Below are 24,351 nucleotides of genomic sequence, written 5' to 3'. Positions count from 1 at the left end.
GGTGCGGGAGGCTGACCATGGAGGTCCCATGGAACGGATCAGCCTGAGCGCGCGCCACCTCCAGGCCTTCGCGGAGCTGGGTTTCCAGGTGGCCCGGCAGGGGGCGCACGGCGCGATGGCCGCGCTGCGCGAGGTCATCCCGGTGGACGCCTACGAGTTCGTCGGGTTCGACCCCGCGACCGGCCGCCACCGATCCCTGGTGTGCGAGGGATACGGCCGTGTGGACGACGACGCGGCGGAGGAGTACGCGAGCCTGGCGTCCTATCGCAGGGCGATGACGCGCAGGGAGCCGCTCGCCATGGGCTCCCCCGGCACCGAACGCTACTTCCGCCGCCACCTCGAGCCGTACGGCTGGCGCGCCGGGATCACCACCCCGCTGTTCCTGAGCGAGGGCCGCTACACCGGCCTGCTGCATCTCGGCTCGCGCGGCGACCTCCCGCCCGAGACGGCCGCGGTCGTCAGCGCCGTCTCCCCCGCGCTCGCGCACCTCACCGACCTGACCAGATGCGTCGTCGACCCGCTCGGCCTGCCGCCGGGTTTTCGCGCCGCCGCGTTCGAGCGTTGTGGGCGGCGCAGCGACGTCGCCGGGTGGCCCTCGTCGGAGGCCCTCGCGTCCGAACCGGCCGTGGCGGAGCTCGCCCGGTCGTTCATCGACTCGCGTGAGCTGTCCCGCCGCGGGCTCTGGCTGGACGGCGGCGGCCAGTGGAGAGAGCTGCGGGTCCACCGGGCCGGTGTCGGGTTCCGCGGCGCGATCCAGGGCGCCGTCATCGCGGAGCGTCCGTGTGCGTTGCCGTACGACCTGACGGCCAGGGAGGTCGAGGTGCTCACCCGGGTCGCCAGGGGCGACTCCAACCCGCAGATCGCCGCGGCGCTCGTCCTCAGCGTGCGGACGGTGACCACCCATCTGGAGCACATCTTCGCCAAACTCGGCTGCGACAGCCGTACCCGTCTGACGACGAAGGTCATCACCGAGGGGCTCTGCCGGCTCGACGTGACATAGGAGGCGGCCCTCGCCGGGCATCTCCGCACAAGGTCCGACATTATTGGCGCATGGCGGATCACGAGCTACGGCAGCTTCCGCTCGATCTGGAGCTGCTGTTCGGCGGCGGAGGCGACGGGCGGGCGTTCGGCGTCGACCTCCCGTCCGGCTCCCTCGTGTGGCCGGATCCCGAGTACGACCCGTTGCGGACGCATCACCGGCCGTCGTTCTGGCTCAGCGACGACCCGGTTCAGGCCGGGTTGTGGACCCGGCTCCGCGAGGAGCACCGGCGGTCGGGCCTGTGGCCGGTGCTCCTGGAGGACGGCGTGCAACCGTGGGCCGCCGGGCAGATCGCGCCGGACTCGGTCGCCGAGATCGACCATTACACGGCCGCGGGGTTCATGGCCGAGGCGTGGCGCGACCTCATCAACAGAGAAGCGGACCTGGCGCCGTTCGGAGACGACTGCCCGGGACCGGCCGACCCCGGCGAGCCGGTCGCGCACCCGGACGTGGTCGCGGACTGGTACGCCGGGGTCGTGGCCGAGCGAAGGACGCCGCTCGGCCTGGCGGCGGTCGAGCGGGGAGCCGACGCGCTCGTCGCCATCGGCTGGCAGGGCGCACTGCACCACAACGAGTGGACGGTGCCGCTCGCCGCCGTCGTGCGCAGCTGGGAGGACCGGTTCGGCGCGCGGGTGGTCGGCCTCGGCTTCAACACACTCGACCTGAGCATCGCCGCACCTCCGGCGACCCCTGAGCACGCGCTGCGCGTCGCGGCCGAGCACTGGACCTTCTGCCCGGACACCCTCCTGCAGGGCCCGGGGACGCTCGTCGACTACGCCCACGAGATCGTCGGGCAGAACGCGTGGTCGTTCTGGTGGGATTAACCAGCGATATATGGGCACAAACCAATATTCGTTAGGCAATAATCATCCAGGCACAGTCATGGAAAGGGGCTCCTGTGAGTGGCGCGGAGCGGCGCGGAGTGGCGGGTTTCGACACGAGCACGGCCAACATCGCCCGCATGAGCGACTACCTGTTAGGCGGCAAGGACAACTTCGCCGCCGACCGGGACCTGGCCGAACGACTGCTCACGATCGCCCCCGAAATCAAGGACATGGCGACCGAGGTCAGGGACTTCCTGGAACGCGCGGTGCGCTACCTCGTCGACCAGGGCATCACGCAGTTCGTCAACGTCGCCTCGGGGCTGCCCACCCAGCGCAACACCCACGAGGTCGCCCAGTCGCTGGTCCCCGACGCCCGGGTCGTCTACGTCGACGACGACCCCGTCGTCCTGACGCACGGGCGCGCCCTCCTCGCGACCAATCCCCACACCGGCGTCGTGAAGGGCAACATCCTCCAGCCGGCCGAACTGCTCGACAGTCCCGACATCCGCCGCGTCATCGACTTCGACCAGCCGGTCGGGCTGCTGATCCCCGCCCGGCTCCAGTACCTCCCGGACGTGAGCGACCCGTACAAGAGCGTCGCCTACCTGCGCGACCACGTCGCCTCCGGCAGCCACCTCGTCATCGGCCACGCGGTCTTCGACGCGCGCCCCGATCTGGTGGGCCCGATCGTCGAGGCGTTCCGCCGCATCGTGTCCAACGCGGACGACGCCCCGCGCAGGCGCGAGGACGTGCTGCGGTTCTTCGACGGCACCGAGCTGGTCGACCCCGGCCTCGTCTACATCCGGCGGTGGCGGCCCGACAGCACCGCCGCCGCCTCTCGCCCCGACAAGGCGTGGATCGTCGGAGGCGTCGCGCGCGTCCCGTGACCGCTCATCCCGTGAGCGGTGCGTGGGCCTTTCTCATCGCGTGAGCCGTCCTCGTCGGGCGAGCCTCATCGGATGAGCACGCACGAGGGGCTGCCCAGCTCGACGGTCGCGCCGGTCGCCGCGGGCACCCCGTCTTCCAGTCTGAGTACGGCCACCGCGTCCGACCGCTGGTTGGCCACGTAGAGCCGGTCTCCGTCGAGGGCGAAGTGCCGTGGCCACGTGCCCCCGGCCGGCGTCTCGGCGACTCGCACCGGCCGTGCGCCGTCGAGCGCGAAGGTCGTCACGGTGTCCGGACCCCGGTTGGCGACGTAGAGACGGCGACCGTCGTCGGAGACGGCGATGTGCGAGGGGTGATTGCGGACACCGCTTTCACTTGCGGCCACCCGGGCGACCTCGCGCCAGTCGCCGTCGTAGACGCCGACCATCCCGTCCAGTTCTCCGGCGACGTACCAGTGGCCCTCGCGATGCACGAAGTGCCGCAGACCCGACCCCGGCGTCAGCCGTACGGGACCGGCGGGGTGGGGAGTCATGTCGGGCAGGAAGCGCCGGACCTCGTCGGTGCCGAGGTCGGTCACGTAAAGCACCCCGTCCGGCCCGAAGACGGCCTGATGGGCGTGTGGCCCCTCCTGCCGGTCGGGGTCGGGTCCCCGTCCCTCGTTGGGGAAGAGCAACGGCTCCGGGCCGGGCATGCCGTCCGGGGAGAGACGGAAGACGGCGACCGTGCCGTCGCCGTAGTTAGCCACGGCGAGCCAGGTCCCGGCCGGGTCCACGGCGGCGTGGCAGGGGAACGAGCCGCCGCTGGAACGCTCGGCGAGCAGGCGTAGGCCGGCGGGGTCGTCGGCGAACACCGCCACGCCTCCCGCGTCCCGCTCGAGCACCGCGTAGATCAGAGGCAGCCGGGGATGCGCGGTGACGAACGACGGCCCGGGGACGGCGGTCCGCGCGACGATCTCCGTCCGGCCCTCCGTGTCGACCCGCACGCGGGCCAGCCCCGGTCCCGTGCCGCCGGTGTCCGGCGTGTAGCCGCCGACGACGAGATCCCGGAGCGCCGCGTGGCCGTTCGCGTCAGTGCCGGGAAGGGGTCGCGTCATCGTCGCTCCATCGGGGTAGGCGGTCCGTTCCGCCGCCGATGTTATCCGCGAAGTCGGCGGCGAAGTCGCCGTCGGGGTCTTCGTCTAAGTCGTCATCGAAGTCGTCGTGGGGGGCGTCGGCGAACGCCTCTCGCGGGTTTCCGCCGCTACGGCGCCGGCCGCTCGTGGAGCCGGGCCAGGTCGCTCTCCATCTTGGAGATGACCCGCTGGTAGCCCTCCCATCCGTACAGCCGGACCAGTTCGGACTTCATCCGGAGCGTCTCCTCCTCCACCGCTTCCGGACCCCGCCGGCGTACCGCGTCGAGCGCGAGGCGGGCTCGCAGGTCCGTTTGGAAAAGACCGTCGAGGCCGTCGCCTCGGAAATCAGGAGTAGGCATAAGGCCCTGCCATCTTGCGTCTGAACGAACGATGCCTAGTCCTGACGCACTAGTCGGGCCTGAGGTTGACCGCCTGCGTGAAATCTTGGCTAGGGCTTGACGGCGGCCACGCCTGGAGCGGGAGCGGGCGGGACGTCGACCGCGATCTCGCCGCCCAGCCGTGCCCCGCCCAGCAGGGCCAGGTCGTCGCCGCTCCAGAACCTGCCCGGGTCGTACCAGTTCGGGCGGCGCCCCCGGGGAAGCAGGCCCATCGCCTCGTAGGTGAGCGCGACGACCTCGGCGCAGTAGGCCGTCTCGAGAGCGGTGTCACCACGCAGGAAGTTGGGCAACCGCCCGCGCATCCACCGGCCGGCCAGCTGGGCGGTCGAGGGGAAGGGCGTGCCGTCCAGACGGGCGATCACGCGCAGCGCGGCGTCCTCCATCGACCGTGACGCCGGCGGCTCGAGCTGGCGCAGCCACGCCCGCTGGCCGTACCTGTCGGCCCACACTCGGACGGCGTCTCGCATGTCGTGGAGCTGCACGCCGCGCTGGTGGGTGCCCGACCACATGTCGGGCAGCGACCGGCCGAGCTCCGCGTGCCACATGAGCGGCGGCATGTCCTCGATGACGACGGCCATTCCGACATGGTTGACCGGGCTGTTGGTCGTCATCTGGATGGCCCGGTCCGGAACGGTGCGGCCACGGAAGACCCACACGTCACCGGTACGGCTGAGATCCACGGCTTCATCGAGACTTATCTGGATATCTGCCACAGCAGTAGCCTAGGCACATGCGGTGGTGGAAAGTGCTCGGACTCGCGGCCTTTGCCGGCGTGGCGGCGACCGGTGTTGTGGTCGTGCGCGCGGAACGCCGACGGCGGGCCTACACGCCCGAGGAGGTCAGGGACCGGCTGCGCGCACGCCTGGCCGAGGCCGGCGAGAGCTCCGACGCCTCCGCGTCCGTGTCCTAGACCTTTCCCGGCAAGCGGTCTGGCGCACCCGACCGCCGCGCGCCCCGGCGTGTGACGCGGCCGGACTGGAGAGCTCGCGGCGTGGCGGGCGCGGGCCTGTCGAGCTCAGGCGGTGAACGCGTCGAAGGCGAGTTTGGCGGCGACCCCGAGGCCGCAGGCGGCGGCGAGGATCCGCAGCGACTGCCCGGGAAGCCGCCTCGCGATGGCCGGCCCGAGCCAGCCTCCGATGAGGAACCCCAGGGCGAGTGGTGCAACGGCCGTCCACCGCACCGGCCCGAAGAGGGCGAACCCGATCGCGGCGACGCCGTTCGCGAGGGCCGACACGACGTTCTTCACGGCGTTGACGCGCGCCGGCGCCTGGTTGAGCGCCGAGCCGAGGGCGGCGAGCATGAGGATCCCGCCCGCCGCTCCGAAATAGCCCACGTAGACCGCGACGGCGAACAGGGCCACCCGCAGGACACGGCCGTTCTCCCCGCCGAGGCGCACCTCCCCCGGCGTCCAGCGGCGGATCAACAGCAGCAGGGAGGCGCCCGCGATCAGAAATGGGGCGATCGCCTCGAACATGTCGGCCGGCGTCGCGAGCAGGAGCGCCGCCCCGGCCGCGCCTCCGAGTGCGGTGACCCAACCCAGTCGCAGGACCAGCCGGCCCTGCCCGGCGAGCTCCGGTCGTGACCCGGCGGCCGCTCCCAGCCCGGTGAACATGAGCGCGACGGTGTTGGTGACGTTGGCGCTGAGCGGCGGGATGCCGAAGGCCAGCAACGCTGGATAGGAGACGATCGACGCCAGGCTCACAACTGTGCTGACCACTCCCGCCGCCAGGCCAACGGCGATCAGTCCGAGCACGTCCTCCATCACAGGGATGACCCAATCACACCGCCCGCGTCAGGCCGTACGCGGCACCGGCCGCACACGGGTTCCTCGGCATCGAAACCGCGACACGCCCATCGGAATCCGGACCGGCGTCATCGGCGTCGAATCCATCGCCGCCGGCAGTCACGGTCTCGCCGCCTGACCGGAGAGGTCATCGTCTGATCATCACGCGGCCCCGGCCAGCCGGGCGGGGCCGCGTCGCCTTTCAGCCGTAGGTCACCACTACTTGTAGACCCCGAACTCCCACAGCGAGTAGCCGTACGCCGTTCCGCGCTGAGTGAGGTTCAGGCGGACGTATCTCGCGGACACGGCGAGGTCGAGATCGTCGAACCCGCCGTCGCCCGTCGTGGTCGAGTAGACCGTCGTCCAGCCGGCGCCGTCGTTCGACGTCTGAATCTGGTACGCCTTGCCGTACGCGGACTCCCAGCCGAGTTGCACGTGCTTGATCGCCGTCGTCTGGCCGAGGTCGACCTGCAACCACTGCGGGTCGCTCCACTCGCTCGCCCAGCGGCTGGTGAAGCTGCCGTCGGTGGCCCTGCCGGGTGTGAACGGCCCGCCGTCGCCGGTCGCCTGGTAGGTCGACGCGGTGGTGGGCCTGCCGAGGGCCGCGTTGGTTCCCGCGACCTGGGGCGGCACGACCCGGAACGACTTCTGCTCGATGCCGACGTTGCCCTGTCCGTCGTAGGCGTAGACGTACACCTTCCACACGCCCATCTGCTGCGGCGCGGTAGCCGTGAACTGGCCCGGGCCGGTCTGGGTGAACCGGACATGCCGGAAGCCGGTGCCGCCGCTGATGTGCTTGTCGCTCATCATCAGGTTGTAGCGGATCGGGTCGCCCTGCGGATCGGCGGCCGACACGCTCACGGTGAACTGCCCGCCCGCGGGTACGGCGGTCTGCGAGCCGACGGTCATGGAGGTGATCTCCGGAGGCGTGTTGGCCGCCTGCTGGCCGGTATAGGCCTGCCGCAGGGCGTAGTAGCCGAGGCGCCGCCATCCTCCGGTGAAGGTGTTCAGCCAGACACCGCCGAAGTCGTTCTCCAGGCCGTAGTGGAATTCGGTGGCGCCGAGGGCCACGCCCGGATGCGCCTTGATGGCGTTCCAGCTCGCCGTGTAGCCGGCTCTCTTCTGCGGGTCGGTCGGTTCGGTCGGCGCGCCGTTGACGTCCGCGGGCACCTCCCACTCGCCGGCGGGCCCGCCCTCGGTCACGATGTACGGCTTGGTGTACCCGCCGTCGATCCAGGCCTGCTTCACGCCGCCGATCGCGCCGTAGGAGTTCACTGCGAGCAGGTCGAGCGCCGGGGCGTACGCCTTGTAGTACGGCCATGCGCCGGTCCAGGCGTCGGTCGAGGTGACGGGATGGTTCGGGTCGGCGGCGTGGACGGCGACCGCGACCTCGTTCACGAACTTCGCGTAGGCGACACGGCGCGCCTCGACCTCGGCGGCGGGCAGGCCGTGGTCCTGCATGGTGAGGATGACCTCGTTGCCCACGTCCCACATGAGAACGCCCTGGTAGCCCTTGAGCGCGTTGACCCGGGCGACGATCTCGTTCTTCACGCTCGTCTTGTACGCGGCGTCGTTGACGTAGTCGGCGCCCTGGTTGAGCCAGTGCCCGACGATCACCTTGACGCCCTGCTGCGCCGCCCTGTTCAGCAACGTCGGTGTGGCCGCGTCGTCGACTCCCCAGGTGCGGATCGTGTTGACGCCCATCGACTTCAGGTCGCGCATGTACCCGTCGGCCGCGGCCTGCGGCGGGCCGTAGGTCAGTCCCCTGATCTCGTACGGCTGGCCGTTCACCGTCAGCTGCCAGGCGCCCTGGCTCCCGGTGACCCGCGCGGTGCTCGGGCCGGCCGGGGTGGCCGGATCGGTCATGGCCGGCGGCGCGGAACCGGTCTTCTTCGCGACCGAGACCGACTCGACGCTCAGGACGCCGCCGGACGTGGTGGTGGCGGTCGGCGTGGTGAAACCCGCGACGGCGTTCGGCAGCGAACCGCCGATCGCCAGGTCGAGTCGCAGGTAGAAGCCGTGGTGGACCGCCGCGTCCCAGGCGGCGACGCCGACCTGGCTCTCCCGGACGACCCACGTCTGCACGCCGTCGAGGTAGAAGCGGATCTGCTCGTCGGTGGTGCTGCGGTCGATCACCTGGGTGTAATCGTGGTAGCCCGTCTGGCATCCGGCGCAGGTGGCGAACCCGCTGGTCCTGCCGTCGTACTCGTTGCAGGGGCCGCCGGGCGCGGTGCCGCAGTGCAGGGTGTTGGCGAGCTGGCTGCGGCCGTTGACGTCGGTCATGATGTCGGTCTCGCCGACGCCGGGCCAGTTCGTGTAGACGCCGCGGTAGGCCGCACCCGTGGCGCGGAAGCCCGGCCAGTAGCCGTCGGCGTCGGCGACGTCGGGCTGCTTGAGCCGTGCGGTGAACCTGACCTGCTCGCCGGGCTGGGCGGCGAAGTCGGTGCGCTGGGTCTCCAGCCGTCCCGAGGTCCAGTTGCCGGCGCCGTCCCTGATCGCCTTGACGTTGAGCCGTCCCGCGCCGTCGAGGTAGACGTTGGCGGTCGACGCGGTGGCCGTCTCCACCTCGCCGGTCCCCCACTTCTCCGCGCCGCCGGGGAACTGCGTTCCGGTACGGAGGATCCAGTTGGCGGACGACGGTGAGGTGCCGGCCGACCCGTCGAATTCGTCCTTCCACACCTCGGTCCAGTCGCCGGTGCCGGGGCCGCTGCCGCCGCCCGTGCCTGTGTTGACGGTGACCTCCCAGAGGGAGTAGCCGTAGCCGGTCGCCCGGGCGGTGCCGTACACGCGCAGGTAACGGCCGGTGCCCGAGACGTCGAGGGCCTGGGTTCCGCCGCTCGCGCCCGTCGTGGAGTAGATGTCCGTCCAGTTCGAGCCGTCTGCGGACGTCTGGATCCTGAACGCCGTCGCGTGGGCGGTCTCCCAGACCAGCACCACCCGGCAGATCTGCTGGGCCGAGCCCAGGTCGACCTGGAGCCACTGGGGATCGCTGTACGCACTGGCCCAGCGGGTGCCGGTCGCGTCGCCGTCGAAGGCCGCCGAGGCGGGGGTGCCCGCTCCTTCGCTGGAGGAGGCCGTGGCCGGACGGCCGAGGGCCGCGTTCGCGGAACCACAGCCGGCCGACGGGCTCGGCGTGGGGGTGGGCGAGGGAGACGTCGTCCCGCTCGTGCCGTAGATCTTGAATTCCCAGAGGGAGTAGCCGTAGCCGGTGGCTCGTGCGGTTGCGTAGAGGCGGACGTAGCGGCCGGTTCCGGTGAGGGTGATGGTCTGGGTTCCGCCGGTCGCGGTGGTGGTGCTGTAGGCGTCGGTCCAGGTGGCGCCGTTGGTGGAGGTCTGGATTTTGAAGGCGGTGGCGTAGGCCGCTTCCCAGGTCAGTACGGCCTGGCTGATCGTCGCGGTGGATCCCAGGTCGACCTGCAGCCACTGCGGATCGCTGAACGAACTCGCCCAGCGCGTTCCAGCGTCGCCGTCGACGGCGAGCGAGGCCGCGTAGCCGGCGCCCTCGCTCGACGAGGCCGTCGCCGGCTTCCCCTGTGACAACAACGCGTCCGCCGCGACCGCGCGACCCACGAGCGCGGAGCCGGCCCCGGTCACGGCGGCGAGCACGGTGACCAGCGCGACCAGCGCGGTGATCAGCGTCGCGATGGCCAGGCCTGACCGCGGGCGGTCTGGACGACGAGATGGAAGCACGGCCTCTCCTCACTGCCGGGGGGTGCCTGCCGTACCCGTGCGCGGACGTGGCAGGAGATGGGAGAGCGCTCTCCACGCGAGAGTGGACCCGCGACACGATGCCTGTCAAGTCCCTTAACTTCGGCCCGAAAACTTCCGCTGACATCCCGGAAACGTCGGCGGCATCGAGCGGGGGCCCGGTGCCACGTCGGCGCCGACACGGCGCCGACGCGGCGGGGACGGCCACACGATCCACGCCGGGCGCCCCGTCATCCCAGGCCACGGGCCGATCTCCACCATTGACAGGCCGCCTCCGCCGCACCGAGGCTGTAACGATGGAGAGCGCTCTCCATCCTGGTCGGCCGATGTGAAGGAGTGCCGCGTGACCGACGACGAGCTCGACCACCTGGTGGGCAAGCTGGACCTCGACCAGAAGGTGCGGCTGCTCACCGGCGCGACCGTCTGGCGGACCGGCGCGGAGCCGGACATCGGTCTGCGCGCCATGGTGACCTCGGACGGCCCCGCCGGCGTGCGGGGCGAGGGCTGGGACGAGCGCGACACGTCGTTGACGCTCCCCTCCGCCACGGCGCTGGCCGCGACCTGGGACGGCGACCTCGTCACGCGACTCGGCGCCCTGCTGGCGGCCGAGGCGCGGCGCAAGGGCGTGGACATCCTGCTCGCGCCGACGCTGAACCTGCACCGCTCCGCTCTCGGCGGGCGCCACTTCGAATGCTTCTCCGAGGATCCGCTGCTGGCCGGGTGGATCGGTGCCGCCTTCATCCGCGGCGTGCAGTCGGGCGGCGTGGCCGCGACGGCCAAGCACTACGTCGCCAACGACTCCGAGACCGAGCGACTCACCCTCGACGCCCGCGTGGACGAGCGGACCCTTCGCGAGGTGTACCTCGCGCCGTTCGAGGCGGCGGTCGAAGCAGGCGTGTGGGCGCTGATGTCGGCGTACAACGGCGTGAACGGCGTCACGATGTCGGAGAACGCGCTGCTGGCCGAGCCCCTCAAGGGCGAATGGGGCTTCGACGGAGTGGTGGTGTCCGACTGGGGGGCGGTCCGCTCGACGGTGGCGGCCGCGACGGCGGCCCAGGACCTCGCCATGCCGGGCCCCAACGAACACTGGGGCGACGCGCTCGCCGCCGCCGTGCGGTCGGGCGAGGTGCCCGAGTCGGCCGTCGACGACAAGGTGCGCCGCCTGCTGCGGCTCGCCGCCCACGTCGGCGCGCTCGGCGCGCACGCGGCGCCCGTCGAGGAGAAGCCCGCGTCCTCGCACGCGGCTCCTGTAGAGGAAAGGCCCGCGTCCTCGCACGCGGCACCCGTAGAGGAGAAGCCCGCGTCTCCGCACGCGGAGACCGCGGCCGGGTCCGTGCTCGCGCGGTCCCCGCACGCGGAGACCGGTGAGGAGGCGAGCCGTACGCTGCTGCGCCGTGCCGTGAGCGCGAGCACGGTGCTGCTCCGCAACGAGGGCGGGCTGCTGCCGCTCGACGCGGGGCGGCTGCGCCGGGTCGCGGTGCTCGGGCCGAACGCGGCGGCCGCCCGGATCCAGGGCGGCGGGAGCGCGGGCGTGTTCCCTGCCTCGGCGGTCTCCCCGCTGGAGGGCATCCGCGCCGCGCTGGCCGGCAGGGCGGAGGTGACCCATGCGGCCGGCGCGCATCCGAGCGACCTCCCCACCCCTCTGGACACGGCCAACGCGCGCGATCCGAGAAGCGGCCTGCCCGGCGTGCTGGTGCGGCTGCTCGACGCCGACGGAGCCGAACTCCACGCCGAGCGCCGCCTCACCGGGAGGATCCTCGAGTCCGCGCCCGTCCGCGGGACCCGCACGGCGGAGATCCGCGCTCTCGTGCGGCCGGACGCCGGGGGACGGTGGACCGTGGCCGTCGGGGGGTGGGGTCACGTCTCGCTGACGGTGGACGGGCGGCTCGTCCTCGACGCCGACGTGGCGCTCGACACCGCCGATCCGGCGACCGTCCATCTCTCCCCTCCCTACCGCCGCGTGGAGGTGGACCTCGAGCCGGGCCGCGAGGTCGAACTGGTGGCACGGCGACGGCTCGACCGCGGCACCGGCCGCGCCTGCGCGCTCGCCATGGACCCGCCCCGCCTGAGCGACGACGACGAGCTCGCCGCGGCCGTGGCGCTCGCGCGCGACAGCGATGTCGCGGTCGTGGTCGTCGGCACCGACGAGGCGGCGGAGAGCGAGGGACGCGATCGTGCGTCCCTCGCCCTGCCCGGCAGGCAGGACGACCTCGTCCGCGCCGTGGCCGCGGCCAACCCGGACACCGTCGTGGTCGTGAACTCCGGCGGACCGGTCGCCCTGCCGTGGCGCGAGCAGGTCTCCGCGGTCCTGCTGAGCTGGTTCCCCGGGCAGGAGGGCGGCCACGGGCTGGCCGACGTCCTGCTCGGCACGGCGGAGCCGGGTGGGCGCCTGCCGACGACCTGGGCCGACGAGGCAGTCGTCGGCACCACGCCGGTGGACGGCGTGCTCGACTACGCCGAGGGCCTGCATCTCGGCCATCGGGCGTGGGCGCGCGGGACCGGCGCCCCGGCCTACTGGTTCGGGCACGGACTCGGCTACACGTCCTGGTCGTACGAGGCCGTGACCGTGCCCCCGGAGGTCGAACCCGGCCGGCCGTTCACGGTCACCGTACGGCTGCGCAACACCGGCGACCGGGCGGGGCGCGAGGTGGTGCAGGTCTACCTCTCGCGCACCCGCAGCGAGGTGGAACGGCCGGCGCGGTGGCTGGCGGGGCACGCCGTCGCCGGGGCGGGTCCGGGTGAGGAGGTCGAGGTCGAGGTCGCCGTGGCGGCGCGCGCCGTCCAGCACTGGTCCGTCGGGGACGGCGCCTGGCGCACCGAGCCCGGCCCCTTCAACGTGCTCGCCGGCCGCTCCGCCGGCGACCTCCCCCTCACCGCCACGACGGTCGCCGGGGAGGCCCCATGAGTACGGATCTCCCGCCGGCACAGGCGACTCCGACGCTGGAGGACGTGGCCCGCGTGGCGGGGGTGTCCCGGGCGACGGTGTCCCGGGTGATCAACGGCGTACGCAACGTCGCGCCGGACATCCAGGAGACCGTCCGGCGGGCCATCGCGGCCACCGGCTACGTGCCGAACCGCGCGGCCCGTTCCCTGGTGACGCGGCGGACCGGCTCGGTGGCGCTCGTCGTCTCCGGCGCCGGCGGCGACGAGGGCGCGGAGCCGTTCGAGAGCAAGGTCTTCGCCGACCCGTTCTTCGGGCGGGTGGCGGGCGGCGCCGTGGCCTACCTCCGTCCACGGGGCATCCATCCCGTCCTGATGTTCGCCGAGACCCCCCAGGCGCGCGACCAGGTGATCGGTTATCTGCGGCAGGGCAGCGCGGACGGCGCGCTGCTCGTGTCGACCCACGGCGAGGACCCCCTGCCGCGGCTCGTCGTAGAGGCGGGGGTCCCCGCGGTGTTGTGGGCCCGGCCCGCCAGGCCCACGCCGATCAGCTACGTCGACCTGGCCCATCGGGCGGGGGCCGAGCTCGCCGCCGACCGCCTCGTGGCACGGGGCCGCCGGCGCGTGGCGACGATCTCCGGGCCCTTCGACGTGCGCGCGAGCCAGGACCGGCTGTCCGGCTTCCAGGACGCAATGGCCCGGCACGGGCATCCGTACATCCCGGGGGTCGAGGGCAACTTCACCCAGGACAGCGGCGAGGCGGGCATGCACCGGCTGCTCGCGGAGCACCCCGACATCGACGGGGTGTTCGCGGCCAACGACCTGATGGCGCAGGGCGCGCTCCTCGCGCTCCGCGATCACGGCCGCGCGGTGCCCGACGACGTCGCGGTGATCGGTTTCGACGACGGCAGCGCGGCGACGGCCTGCCGGCCGCAGCTGACGACGGTCCGCCAGCCCATGGAGGACATGGCGGGCGAGATGGCCCGGTTGCTGCTGGCCCACATCGAGGACCCGGACCTCCAGGTGACATCGGTCATCTTCCCGCCCGTCCTGGTGGTCCGCCAGTCCGCCTGAGCGGCGCCGACCTCGCTCGTGCCGCGGACGCGCTCGGAGCCCCCCGCTGGAGAGCGTTCTCCAACAAGGTGCCGCAACGGCGTGCGGCGCATCCAGGCGGGCCGATTCACCCTCTTCGCCGCACCTCCGGCGACGCGCCGCCGGGGCGATCTCGCTCGTTTCGAATGGATTAACCGGTGATTTCACCGAGTTCGAACGAGTTCCTTGACAACCCCTGACAGCCGGGTCCACTCTCATGGAGAGCGCTCTCCCACCTCCTTCGCCGTCGCCCCAGGGCCCGGCACCCCCCGCAGTGAGGAGAGGAAATGCACCCACCCCGCAGTCCCGGCCGGCTCCGGCTCGGGCTGGTCATCGCGGCCGCGGCCGCCGTGGTCGCGGCGCTGGTCGCGGTCGTCAGCCCCGCCGTCGCGGCCGACACCCTGCTGTCACAGGGCAGGCAGGCGACCGCGTCGTCCAGCGAAGGAGGGGCCTACGCCGCCTACCTCGCCGTCGACGGCAACCCTGGAACGCGCTGGGCGAGTTCGTTCAGCGATCCGCAGTGGCTGCAGGTCGACCTGGGAGCCACCGCGACGATCAGCCAGGCCGTCCTGACCTGGGAAGCGGCCTACGCCACCGCCTTCAAAATCCAGACCTCCACCAACGGCGCCACCTGGACCGACGCCTACAGCACCACCACCGCGACCGGCGGAACCCAGACCATCACCCTCACCGGAACCGGCCGCTACGTCCGCCTCTACGCAACCGCACGAGCCACCGGCTACGGCTACTCCCTCTGGGAGTTCAAGATCTACGGGACCGGCGGGTCGCCGGCTCCGACCCCCTCCCCCACGGGCACGTCCCTGGTCACCCACCACGAGTTCCAGGCCAACTGCAGCGTGACCCAGAGCCGTCCCGACGACCCGATCGTCTTCCCCGGCCTGCCGGGCGCGTCGCACATGCACACGTTCGTGGGCAACGTGACGACCACGGCGAGCTCCACGCTCGCGTCCCTCCTGGCGGGAGGCACGTCGTGCGTCGTCCCCGCCGACAAGTCGAGCTACTGGTTCCCCCCGGTCTACAAGGGCGACCAGCTCATCGTGCCGGTCGGCCCGCAGGTGCTCTATTACAAGTCCGGCGTGCTCGACTACACCTCCGTGCGGCCGTTCCCGCAGGGCCTCCGGTACGTCGTCGGCAGTCCGACCGCCACTCTGTCCGACTTCCAGCACGCCCCTGGCGCGGTCGAAGGCTGGGAGTGCGGGGAGAGCTTCCACAACTGGGACTTCCCCGCCTCCTGCCCGGCCGGGAGCCAGCTCAACGTCCGCTATCAGGCTCCGAGCTGCTGGGACGGCGTCCACCTCGACAGCGCCGATCACAAGAGCCACATGGCCTACCCCGTCAACGGCGAGTGCCCGACGACGCATCCCGTCGCCGTGCCGATGCTCGAATACAAGATCGCTTTCCCGGCCGACGGGGACATGTCGCAGGTGAGGCTGTCCAGCGGTCGCGGCTACACCTGGCACTATGACTTCTTCAACGCCTGGGACCCCGCGACGCTGGCCGCCCTGGTCACCCACTGCATCAACGGCGGACTGCAGTGCAACGCCCGCGGCTACGACCTGTACAAGCCCGAGCGCGGCGCCGCCCTCGACGAGAACTACCGGCTGCCCGGGCGTCCGTGAGTCCCGTCCGGGCCGTCCGGCCTCAGGTCCCCGCCGTGCCGTGCTCGGCGGGGACCCCGGGGCGCCCGCAGGAGATCCTCACGGGAGGATGTGGTCGGCGCAGCCGCCGTCCACGCGCAGTGCGCCCCCCGTGGTCGCCGAGGCGAGGTCGGAACTGAGATAGACCACCATGTTGGCGATCTCCTCCGGGTCGATCAGCCGCTTGATCAGCGACGTCGGGCGCATCCGCTTCATGAACTCGGCCTCGGCCCGCTCCCAGGGCAGATCCTCGCCGAGGAGCCCGCGGATGAACTCCTCGACGCCCTCGCTCCGCGTCGGGCCGGCGATCACGGCGTTGACGGTCACCCCGGTTCCCGCCATCGCCTTGGCGAACCCGCGCGACACCCCGAGCAGCGCCGTCTTCGTCACGCCGTAGTGGACCATCTCCTCGGGGATCACCACCGCGGACTCGCTGGCCATGAACTGGACGCGTCCCCATCCGCGGTCACGCATGCCGGGCAGGTAGTGGCGTGCCAGCCGCACCCCCGACATGACGTTGACGTTCCAGTAGCGCTGCCAGGTCTCGTCGTCGATCTCCAGCACCGGCTGAGGCGCGTAGATCCCGAGGTTGTTGATGAGGACGTCCACGGCGGGTAGCGCGCCGAACACGGTCGCCGCCCCCTCCGGCGTCGAGACATCGGCGGCGATCCCGTCGATCCTGGCCCGCGGATCGGCGGCCCGCAGTTCCCCGACGACCGAGTCGACGCTGTCCGCACTCCTGCCGTTGATCACCGTGTACGCCCCGGCGGCCGCCAGCCCGGCCGCGATCACGCGGCCGATCCCGTGCGTGGAACCGCTGACGAAGGCCGTGCGTCCTGCGAGGTCGATGTGCATGCCGGTTCCCTACCCATGCCTGCCGTGCCACCCCTGAGTGCCGCTTCCTGGCGCGGGTCCCCGTACGCCGACGCGGACGGCGACATCGGACGGCACGGCGCACGGACGAGGCGGACGATCTTGAACAGTCCTTTGCGCACGGCTCGATAGCTTGAAAATCCGCATGACTTCGAGGGGGCACGCATGACGCCCGATGCCCGGAACATGACCGACCTGTTCTACGGCGCGATCAACAAACACGACACCGGAGAGCTGTTACGGCATTTCCACCCCGGCGCCGTCCTTGTCACTCCCGTGGGCGTCGCCGAGGGGGCCGCGGAGATCGCCTGGCTTTACGAGCACATTTTCGTCGCCTTCCCCGATCTCACCTTCACCCCTTGGCACCAGATGCTTCCCGGGGATCCGGTCTTCACCGAATGGACCATGAACGGGACGCACACCGGACCCTTGTGGCTGCCCGACGGCGACACGCTCGAGGGCACAGGACGCCGCATCACCGTGCGCGGCTGCGCGGCATACGCGCTGGAAGACGGCCTGATCGTCACGCACCGTGTGTACTTCGACCAGCTCGAGCTCTACGCCCAGCTCGGGTGCGAGCTGTCCCCCGGCCGCTCCTGAGCCCGCTCCCGTCCGGGCACGACCCCGCTCAGGCGGGCAGGAAGATCCACGCGGCCGATTCCCCTCCCGGCTCGTAAGGAGAGCCGAGCCGCTTGCCCACCACGCCGGGCAGGCCCTGCTCGCGCGCCGCCTGCCGTACGGCCCGCAGGCCCTCGATCGCTCAGTGCGTCGGTCTGTTGACGCATGGTGCGCTCCCGGAGACAGCCTGGCGAGCGAGATGGACACCTCGGGCGACGTCTCGGGGATCGGCTCACGCGTGCGCCGGGGGTCGCGCTTGCCTCGGTAGGGCTCGAGTCTGTCCGCCACGCCGAAGCACCTACCCCCGGAGCACGCTGCCGATCTCCGTCAGGCCCGTTTGGCGATGGCGGTGATGAACGGCTGGACCAGCCGCGCGGCGAGCGGGCCGAACGCCGCCAGGATGAGCACGTACGCGGCCGCGACCGGCCCGAGATCGGGATGGGCGCCGGCCGCCACGGCCAGCCCGGCGATCACGATGTTGAACTCGCCCCGGGGGATCAGCGCGATGCCGGCGCGGGCCCATCCCGCTCTCGCGATGCCCGCCCTGCGGGCGGCGTACGCGCCCGAGAGCAACTTGGTGATCATGGTGACGACCGCGAGCACCGCCGCGAGCCAGACGACGGGCCCGATCTTGGCCGGGTCGGTCTGCAGGCCGAAGAACACGAAGAACACCGCGGCGAACAGGTCGCGCAGCGGGGCGAGCAATGCCTGCGCGTCCTCTGCGAGTTTGCCCGACAGGGCGATGCCGACGAGGAACGCGCCCACCGCCGCGGACACCTGCAGTTGTTGCGCCACTCCCGCGACCAGCAGGGCGAGGCCGACCACCTTCAGCAGGAGCACCTCGGAGTTGGGGCTCTCGACGAACGCCTGGATGAACCTCCCGAAGCGCAGTGCGACCACCAGCACGACGCTGACCGTCGCCAGGGCGATCGCGACCGTGATCGCACCGCTGACGAAGCTCAGCCCGGCGAGCACGGCCGTCAGGACCGGAAGGTAGATCGCCATGGTCAGGTCTTCGAAGACGAGCAGCGACAGGACCACGGGGGTCTCCCTGTTGCCGATCCAGCCGAGGTCCGACAGGACCTTGGCCGTGATGCCCGACGACGTCGCGTAGGTGACGCCGGCCATGGCGAGGGCGGCGACCGGGCCCCATCCGAGCAGCAGCGCGAACACCGCGCCCGGCACGGCGTTGAGCACGACGTCGACGAGCCCCGCGCGGGCGTTGCCCTTGAGGCTGGTCACGAGCTCGCCCGCGTTGTACTCGAGGCCGAGGGTCAGCAGCAGGAGGATGACGCCGAGCTCGGCTCCGACGGAGATGAACTCCTCGCTGGTCGCGAGCGGCAGGATGCCGCCCGTGCCGAACGCCAGCCCGGCGATCAGATAGAGGGGGATGGGCGAGATTCCCACACGCAGGGCTAACGCACCGAGGATGCCGAGCCCGAGAACCACCGCGCCGAATTCCAGGAACAGTATTGCTGTTTCGTGCACAGGCCGGCCTAACCGTTGGACAGGATGTCGGCGACGGCGGCGGTGCTTTCCGGGCTGCCCACCACCACGACGACGTCACCGTCGGCCAGCATGAACTCGGGCCCGGGGCTGGCGGCGACCAGCCCCGAGCGGACGATCGCCACGATGGACGCGCCGGTCCTGGTGCGGACGCGCGCGTCGCCCATCGGCCGGCCGGCGTACGGCGAGCCGGGCGTGATCGGCAGCTGCAGGCTGACCAGCCCCTCGACCTCGCGATGCAGGTCGTTGAGGCGCTGGACGATGCGAGGAGCGCCGAGCAGCTCGGCGAGCGCGTCGGCCTCCTCGTCGTTGAGCTTCACGGTCTCGCAGGCGCGGTCGGGATCATCGGGGTCGTAGATCACCAGGTCGCGGCGGCCGGTCCGGTGGGAGACCACGCCGATGCGCCGCCCCGACCGTGTCGTGAACTCGTGCCGCAGCCCGATTCCCGGCAGCGCCGTCTGTTCGACCTCCACCTGCACCTACCGCCTTCACTCGATTCCGGGAGCTTTCGAACTACCGTACCTATTGTGGCGTTCAGGTGCTTTTGCGCGAACCTACAGTTTTCTTGCCCTCTCGATGACCTCCTCCGTCGTCAGCGGGCTCCTCGGGTGGTGGGACAGGCACAGCGGCGCCTGGATCCTGGCGAACGCCGTCCCCTCGACGCCGGCGTAGAACTCTCCGGGACCGAGGTGCCCGACGTCCCCGATGGTGCTGTTCTTGGACCTGGCCACCTCCTTGGCCGCCTCGATCTGGGCGGGGCTGTTGAGCAGCCCGAAGAACTGGGTGGCGGAGTTCCCCGGGATCCGGTTGTGCAGTCCCTTCGGGGCCTGCGTCGCGAAGACGAGGCCGAGGCCGTACTTGCGGGCCTGGGAGGCGAGCGCCAGCGTGCTGTGCGTGCACGCGGTCATGGCTCCGGACGGCGCGAACGTCTGCGCCTCGTCCATCACGAACAGGCCGCCCAGCGGCCGGTCGCCGGCCGGATGTCTTCTGATCCAGGAGAACAACGCGAGCTGCAGCAGGTTGACGAAGCTCTGCCGCTGCTCGTCGGACGGCAGTCCGACGAAGCTGATCACCGAGATGCGTGCCCGTTTGCCCGGCGGCGGGGTCAGCAGCACACCGGGGTCGGCCGCCGCGCCTTCGCCGCCGAACAGCGGATCGCTGACCATCGTGGCGGTGAGGTTCTGCGCGATCTCCGCCGCGATCTTGTCGGCGCCGGCGAGCGAGCTCACTCCTTCGGGCAGTTCCGACAGCAGCGCGATCAGGCCGTGCAGGCCGGCGGTCCCGTGACGCCCGTAGTACTCGACCGCCTCCTTCAGGACCGCCCGGCCGCGGTGGGCCTTCTGCGCGTTGCCCTCGAGCTTCGCCCTCGGCACCAGCGAGGAGACCGCCGCGTCGACGGCCTCTCTGAACTCGTCCGCGTCGTCCAGCACTCCGCTGAAGTCCGGGAGCGGCTGGAAGGCCAGCGGACGTCCGCCGATCCGGCCGGGCGTCCAGACCGTGACGTCGGTGCCCGCGAGGTAGCGCTCGGCCTTGTCCGCGTCGCCGTCCCCCCACTGATCCGGCCGCTCCGGCCAGCGGTCGCCGAGACGCGCGAGGTCGTTGTTGGGGTCGAGCACGATGGCCGACACACCCTCAAGCGCACACTCCTCGATCAGCCGGCGGATCAGCACGGTCTTCCCCGAACCCGAGCCGGCGAAGATCGACGTGTGTTTCCGCAGCGCCTCGAGGCCGACTCGGACGGGGACCCGGCCGGCGGTCGTCCCGATCACGATCGACGGGACGTCCGCGCCGTCCACGAGCTCCGAGACGACCGGCGTCCTGGCCTCCTTCGGCATGCCCGAGGTCTCCCGAGAGTCCGGCGAGGGATCCGCGCCCGTGGCGACCCGGTCGGCCTGGACGGTGGGCGCGCCGACGTCCTCGCCGGCCGGGACCATCCGGCCGCTCCCTGATTCAAGGGCGGCCACCGGGGACGGCGACGCGTCGTCCGCTCCGGCGCCGGACGGGCCGTACGGAACGGTCCAGGTATCGCCGAGCGCGTCGGCCAGCAGCTTGATCTCGCCGGTCGGCCGTCTGGCGGCGAGCCACGCCTGCAGCGTGGGAGGATTCTCCGTCAGCAGGCCTTTGAGCGCCGCGAGGGTCTTCAGGTCCTCCTCCTCGGCCCGCAGCGTCCTGCCGCCCGCCTGCTCGAAGGCCGCGACGGCCTCCCGAGTCTTGGCGCCGCCCGACCATTCGGCGTTGCGGAGCACGAACAACCTGCGTTTGCCCCGGGCGGGATCCAGCGCCGCCGCGACCGACGCGTTGCGCAACCGGGTGAGGGCGGCGTTGGCGTGTGTCGCCGCGATCGCGCGGAAGCCCCAGTGCTCCTCGTCTTCCGTGATCTCGTCGAGGGACCGCCGCAGACGCGCGTGCAGGGGCGGCTTCGCGCTGGGCGGGGCGTCCTGGCTGAACGTCCTCCCGTTCTCCCCCCGCTCGGCGATCCACGCGGCGAGCCCGGCCGACAGGAGGGCCGGCATCGCGGCGTCCTCCGTGGCCGGATCGAGCGCCGCCGCGGCCTCCGCGTCGACCTGCGCCGTGCTCCTCAGCTCGGCGTACCGGGCGTCCAGCCCGCCGAGATCGGATTCGGGCGCCACGAGACCAGGCGTGGGGACATGCACGGGCGCCGTGGCACCCGCGCCGTCGAAGCTCTCCAGCTCCGTGATCTCACCGGCGGCCCGGCAGGACCGGATGTGGGCGTCGATCCTCATCAGGATCTGCCGCGGGGTGAGACCGGGAACGGAGTCGAAGGCGCTCGGCCTGACCGGCCAGGACGGATGGGGCGGCCGGAAGCCCACGGAGCGGTAGTGCGCCCCGAGCCGTCGTTCGACCAGGGCGCGGCCGGTCTCCGCGTCGGGGACGGCCTTGAGCTGAACCGGCCTGCGGAACCGGTCCTGCACCGTGTCGGTGGCGTTCGTCCTGATGAGCGCCCACGTCGCCGGAATGCACGAGAGCACGGTCAGAGTACGTCTGGTGACCTCGCGCAGCGCCATGAGGCCGCCCGCGACCTGGTCCACCACCAACGCCTCCCGCCAGTCGCCCGTGCGGTCCAACGTCCTCGTCGTCGCCGTGGAGACGAGGGCGTCGATCTGGTCGACCGCGATGACGGAGGGACCGGTGAGCGCGAGCAGGCGGGACAGGTCCCTGACGATCTCCTGCGGAAAGCGTGCCCCCCGCCGTATGCCCCAGCGCGCGCGATCCCCCGGCTCCTCTTCCGGCTGCGAATAGAGCAGAGCATCCGCGACGTCCTGATTGTGCGGATCCTTGGAGGCGCGGAGCACGAGAGCCCTCGCGACGTCCTGGCTCTCCCTGCCGATGTGCCCGTCGAAGCCGCGCAGCGCCTCGATGAAGACGTCGAGGGCCTCCGCGGTCACCGGTGTGTCGCCGATCACCGCGCGTCGCACCATCCTGGACACGCCCACCTGTGACGAGATGCGGCGCAGGAAGGCCTTGAGCTGGCTCTCGCCGTCCAGTTCGCGCGACAGGTTGTCCATCATCGAGTTCACGACGTTGACCCAGAACGTGCCGGCGTCGAAAAGCTCGACGAGGAAGAAGTAGCCGCCCTCTTCCTGGACCTTCTCCCGCACCCAGCCGAGCAGGTGCGTCTTGCCCACCCCGCGCTGACCCTCGACGACCAGCCCGATCGGGCTCGTTCCCGAGCTCCGCGCGGCCTCGCCCACCCCGTCGAGGACCGCCTGCGCGGTCGGCCGGTTCAGCGCCTCGACGTGGAAGAGCGACGGGCTCCAGACGTCGTCGGGGCCGGACGCCCAGTTGAACGTGAGCGCGGAGAGCGCGGTGTTCGCGTCGGCCGTCATCATGCTCCGATCGAGATGAGGTGCTTGTCCTGATCGCCGATGACCAGCGCCGCCTCCCTGTCGCGCCGGCGGAGGGCCTTCTGGTTCGACTCCGGGACGATGTTCACGTCGGGCATGGCGGCCATCCGCCTGAGCGTCTCGTCGACCTTCGACCTCGTGACGTCGCGGAGCAGCACCCGGAGTTCCGTGAGGCTCACCCAGCCGCCCGGCTCCAGGACGAGTTCCGCGTACGCCTCCCGGATGAGGGCCTCGGCGTCGGACGCGGGCCCGAAGACGTCCGCCAGTCTGCGGTCGGTCCGCTCCATGAACTCCTGCAGGCCGCCCATGAGCGCCCGGGCCATCGCCCACGGCGAGCCGGTCGACGTGACCGTGCCGGCGCGGAACTCCTCTGCCACGCGCGCCCAGCCGGCGTCGGTCAGCACGTGAACGTAGGCACGCCCCTGTTTCCAGCTGTCGACCAGCTTCAGCTCGTTCAAGTGGAGGCGGGCCCTGCCGTCCAGCGTGATGCCGTGGCGCTTGCGCAGATCGGGATTGGAGATCTCACCGGCCTCGACCATGAGGACGACGAGGGCGGCGATTTCCGGCAGGGACAATTTCGAGTCAGTCATGATGTGATCCTTCGAACGTTCCAACGCGGCGGCTCGTGACGAACCGCTCGAGCTGGCGGACTACCGTTTCCAAATCGGAGGCGATCTGGTCGTTGGTGAAGCGAAGAACGGCATATCCGTCGAGCTGGAGTTGCACGTCGCGCCGTCTGTCGGCTTCGTAGCGGAAGGCGCCGCGATGCTCGGGGCCGTCGATCTCGACCACGCACCGCTCTCTGCGCCACATGAGGTCGGGCCGGATGACCTCGGCCAGCGGATGGGTCTGGTGGTTGTGGTTCCAGACCCGGCCGGCGGCCCAGTCACGCGACGAGAGGGCCGCCTCCAGCGCCTGCTCGGCCTCGCTCGCTGGATGGGGGCGGCCCGTCACCGCCGGATAGCGGATGGCGGGCCCGCCGCCGACCGGCCGGAGGGGGCCTGCGGGGGTGTGAGCGATCACGGCCGGAGGCGCGGTCGCCTGCGGCAGATCACACGCGATGGCGGCCATCTCGGCGGGGAGCCGTACCGTCACGGTCTCGACCCGGTCGGCGGCGATCAACGGCGCCCCGGTCAGCCAGACGCCCATCGGGCCCCGGTGCGCCAGCCATTCACATCCCGCGACCAGCACGTCCTCATCCCGGGAGGACAGTCCCTCGGGCACGTCGACGAGCAGCGCCACCTGACGGCTGTCGAAGGCGGCGGCGAGGACGCGGGCGAGACCGGCGGCGCGCACCTCAGGCGGGAACCGGGTGCGTCCCGTGGACCCACCCCGGAGCGAGTCCTGGGCGAGATCGGCCACGAAAGGGCCGAAGTGACGGCTGGCGGACGCCATCTCGAGAGCGAGCACCCGGACGGCGGCGGCTCCCGCTCCTCCGGGCGCGATCCCCTCGGCCTCCGGCAACCAGGCCGGATAGAGGGAGACGGCGGCCGACTCGAGCTCCGAGAGCACCGCCTCGACCATGGCGGACGCGCTTTTCTGCGCGGTGGCGGCGTAGGTGAGGACGGCCGGCGCGTCGGCGGGCAGCGCCTCCAGCGAGAGCGAAACGGCCTCGGGGTCCACCCCGGCTATGCGTACGGCTCGGCCGATCGGCATCTCCGCCCACGCACGCGCCACGCCGCTTCACCTGATTTCTGGTGATCTTCGGGTAAGTCGACCAGCCGACGTTATACGCGGCCACTGCGGTCGTGCAGCGCTTTTCCCCGGATAACCAGAAATTTCGTTATTTACGGTTGGAGTTCCATCGATGGGCGGCGTACCAGGGAACTCCCGGCCGGCAGGGACCTGATGTGCGGTCCCGGCTATTGCCGCTCGACGCTGCGCCCTTTATCCATCCACGTAACGATATATACACGCACGGATATGACACCCTGTTGCGTTCCGTGTGACGCCCTCGTCCGCGTACCCGGGCCCGCCCGGGGCGCAGCGCCGTCCGGACGGCGGGACGGCGTGACAGAGCAGCGCGACGGCACCGCGGAGCAGCGCGACGGCACCGCGGAGCAGCGCGACGGCACCGCGGAGCAGCGCGACGGCACCGCGGAGCAGCGGG

Annotated in this window: 19 protein-coding genes; 8 read left to right on the top strand and 11 right to left on the bottom strand. The window is 71.5% G+C overall.

What is annotated here, in order from left to right:
* Positions 1 to 28 precede the first annotated feature (28 nt).
* From Pka01_RS35080 to Pka01_RS35070, 3 genes are all read left to right on the top strand, one after another.
* Positions 29 to 1,000, top strand: coding sequence for a helix-turn-helix transcriptional regulator (locus tag Pka01_RS35080; RefSeq protein WP_203887285.1), 972 nt, complete (start codon positions 29 to 31; stop codon positions 998 to 1,000).
* A gap of 50 nt (positions 1,001 to 1,050) precedes the next feature.
* Positions 1,051 to 1,863 carry a DUF4253 domain-containing protein gene (locus tag Pka01_RS35075; RefSeq protein ID WP_203887284.1) on the top strand — a complete coding sequence of 271 codons (813 nt, stop codon included), beginning with the start codon at positions 1,051 to 1,053 and terminating at the stop codon, positions 1,861 to 1,863.
* A 74-nt stretch (positions 1,864 to 1,937) separates the two neighbouring features.
* On the top strand, positions 1,938 to 2,750 hold the full coding sequence (locus tag Pka01_RS35070) for an SAM-dependent methyltransferase (protein WP_203887283.1): 813 nt from the start codon (positions 1,938 to 1,940) through the stop codon (positions 2,748 to 2,750).
* 65 nt (positions 2,751 to 2,815) lie between these two features.
* Here Pka01_RS35070 and Pka01_RS35065 read toward each other — a convergent pair whose 3' ends face one another.
* The 3 genes from Pka01_RS35065 to Pka01_RS35055 form a co-directional block, all read right to left on the bottom strand.
* Positions 2,816 to 3,841: a lactonase family protein gene (locus Pka01_RS35065; RefSeq protein ID WP_203887282.1), complete on the bottom strand. Its 1,026-nt coding sequence runs from the start codon at positions 3,839 to 3,841 to the stop codon at positions 2,816 to 2,818.
* A gap of 146 nt (positions 3,842 to 3,987) precedes the next feature.
* On the bottom strand, positions 3,988 to 4,218 hold the full coding sequence (locus Pka01_RS35060) for a hypothetical protein (protein ID WP_203887281.1): 231 nt from the start codon (positions 4,216 to 4,218) through the stop codon (positions 3,988 to 3,990).
* An 89-nt stretch (positions 4,219 to 4,307) separates the two neighbouring features.
* Positions 4,308 to 4,961: a hypothetical protein gene (locus Pka01_RS35055; protein WP_203887311.1), complete on the bottom strand. Its 654-nt coding sequence runs from the start codon at positions 4,959 to 4,961 to the stop codon at positions 4,308 to 4,310.
* 26 nt (positions 4,962 to 4,987) lie between these two features.
* Here Pka01_RS35055 and Pka01_RS35050 point away from each other — a divergent pair, with 26 nt between their 5' ends.
* Positions 4,988 to 5,167, top strand: a complete 180-nt coding sequence (locus Pka01_RS35050) for a hypothetical protein (RefSeq protein WP_203887280.1) — start codon at positions 4,988 to 4,990, stop codon at positions 5,165 to 5,167.
* 105 nt (positions 5,168 to 5,272) lie between these two features.
* Here Pka01_RS35050 and Pka01_RS35045 read toward each other — a convergent pair whose 3' ends face one another.
* The gene (locus Pka01_RS35045; protein ID WP_239115874.1) at positions 5,273 to 6,019 is read right to left on the bottom strand and encodes a sulfite exporter TauE/SafE family protein; all 747 of its coding nucleotides are present in this window, start codon (positions 6,017 to 6,019) and stop codon (positions 5,273 to 5,275) included.
* A gap of 240 nt (positions 6,020 to 6,259) precedes the next feature.
* On the bottom strand, positions 6,260 to 9,730 hold the full coding sequence (locus Pka01_RS35040) for a discoidin domain-containing protein (RefSeq protein WP_239115865.1): 3,471 nt from the start codon (positions 9,728 to 9,730) through the stop codon (positions 6,260 to 6,262).
* 361 nt (positions 9,731 to 10,091) lie between these two features.
* Here Pka01_RS35040 and Pka01_RS35035 point away from each other — a divergent pair, with 361 nt between their 5' ends.
* The 3 genes from Pka01_RS35035 to Pka01_RS35025 all read left to right on the top strand — a co-directional run bounded on the left by Pka01_RS35035 (position 10,092) and on the right by Pka01_RS35025 (position 15,360).
* Positions 10,092 to 12,653, top strand: a complete 2,562-nt coding sequence (locus Pka01_RS35035) for a glycoside hydrolase family 3 C-terminal domain-containing protein (RefSeq protein WP_203887279.1) — start codon at positions 10,092 to 10,094, stop codon at positions 12,651 to 12,653.
* Positions 12,650 to 13,702, top strand: coding sequence for a LacI family DNA-binding transcriptional regulator (locus tag Pka01_RS35030; RefSeq protein WP_203887278.1), 1,053 nt, complete (start codon positions 12,650 to 12,652; stop codon positions 13,700 to 13,702). Before Pka01_RS35035 ends, Pka01_RS35030 begins: the two co-directional genes overlap by 4 nt.
* A gap of 305 nt (positions 13,703 to 14,007) precedes the next feature.
* Positions 14,008 to 15,360 carry a DUF1996 domain-containing protein gene (locus Pka01_RS35025; protein ID WP_203887277.1) on the top strand — a complete coding sequence of 451 codons (1,353 nt, stop codon included), beginning with the start codon at positions 14,008 to 14,010 and terminating at the stop codon, positions 15,358 to 15,360.
* 78 nt (positions 15,361 to 15,438) lie between these two features.
* Here Pka01_RS35025 and Pka01_RS35020 read toward each other — a convergent pair whose 3' ends face one another.
* Positions 15,439 to 16,233 (bottom strand): SDR family NAD(P)-dependent oxidoreductase, encoded by a 795-nt coding sequence (locus Pka01_RS35020; protein WP_203887276.1) that lies wholly within the window; start codon positions 16,231 to 16,233, stop codon positions 15,439 to 15,441.
* A gap of 183 nt (positions 16,234 to 16,416) precedes the next feature.
* Here Pka01_RS35020 and Pka01_RS35015 point away from each other — a divergent pair, with 183 nt between their 5' ends.
* Positions 16,417 to 16,851 carry an ester cyclase gene (locus Pka01_RS35015; protein ID WP_203887275.1) on the top strand — a complete coding sequence of 145 codons (435 nt, stop codon included), beginning with the start codon at positions 16,417 to 16,419 and terminating at the stop codon, positions 16,849 to 16,851.
* A gap of 345 nt (positions 16,852 to 17,196) precedes the next feature.
* Here Pka01_RS35015 and Pka01_RS35010 read toward each other — a convergent pair whose 3' ends face one another.
* The 5 genes from Pka01_RS35010 to Pka01_RS34990 all read right to left on the bottom strand — a co-directional run bounded on the left by Pka01_RS35010 (position 17,197) and on the right by Pka01_RS34990 (position 23,918).
* Positions 17,197 to 18,357, bottom strand: a complete 1,161-nt coding sequence (locus Pka01_RS35010; protein ID WP_203887274.1) for a cation:proton antiporter — start codon at positions 18,355 to 18,357, stop codon at positions 17,197 to 17,199.
* Between the two features lie 8 nt (positions 18,358 to 18,365).
* Positions 18,366 to 18,848 (bottom strand): cation:proton antiporter regulatory subunit, encoded by a 483-nt coding sequence (locus Pka01_RS35005; RefSeq protein WP_203887273.1) that lies wholly within the window; start codon positions 18,846 to 18,848, stop codon positions 18,366 to 18,368.
* Positions 18,849 to 18,929: 81 nt separating this feature from the next.
* Positions 18,930 to 22,226: an ATP-binding protein gene (locus Pka01_RS35000; RefSeq protein WP_239115864.1), complete on the bottom strand. Its 3,297-nt coding sequence runs from the start codon at positions 22,224 to 22,226 to the stop codon at positions 18,930 to 18,932.
* Positions 22,223 to 22,831: a hypothetical protein gene (locus Pka01_RS34995; protein ID WP_203887272.1), complete on the bottom strand. Its 609-nt coding sequence runs from the start codon at positions 22,829 to 22,831 to the stop codon at positions 22,223 to 22,225. The genes Pka01_RS35000 and Pka01_RS34995 overlap by 4 nt, the downstream gene beginning before the upstream one ends.
* Complete coding sequence (locus Pka01_RS34990; protein ID WP_203887271.1) at positions 22,824 to 23,918, bottom strand: endonuclease domain-containing protein; 1,095 nt, start codon at positions 23,916 to 23,918, stop codon at positions 22,824 to 22,826. Before Pka01_RS34990 ends, Pka01_RS34995 begins: the two co-directional genes overlap by 8 nt.
* Between the last annotated feature and the right edge of the window lie 433 nt (positions 23,919 to 24,351).

Source organism: Planotetraspora kaengkrachanensis, from assembly GCF_016862895.1.
GTDB lineage: Bacteria > Actinomycetota > Actinomycetes > Streptosporangiales > Streptosporangiaceae > Planotetraspora > Planotetraspora kaengkrachanensis.
This window is presented reverse-complemented; position numbering and strand designations above follow the sequence as displayed.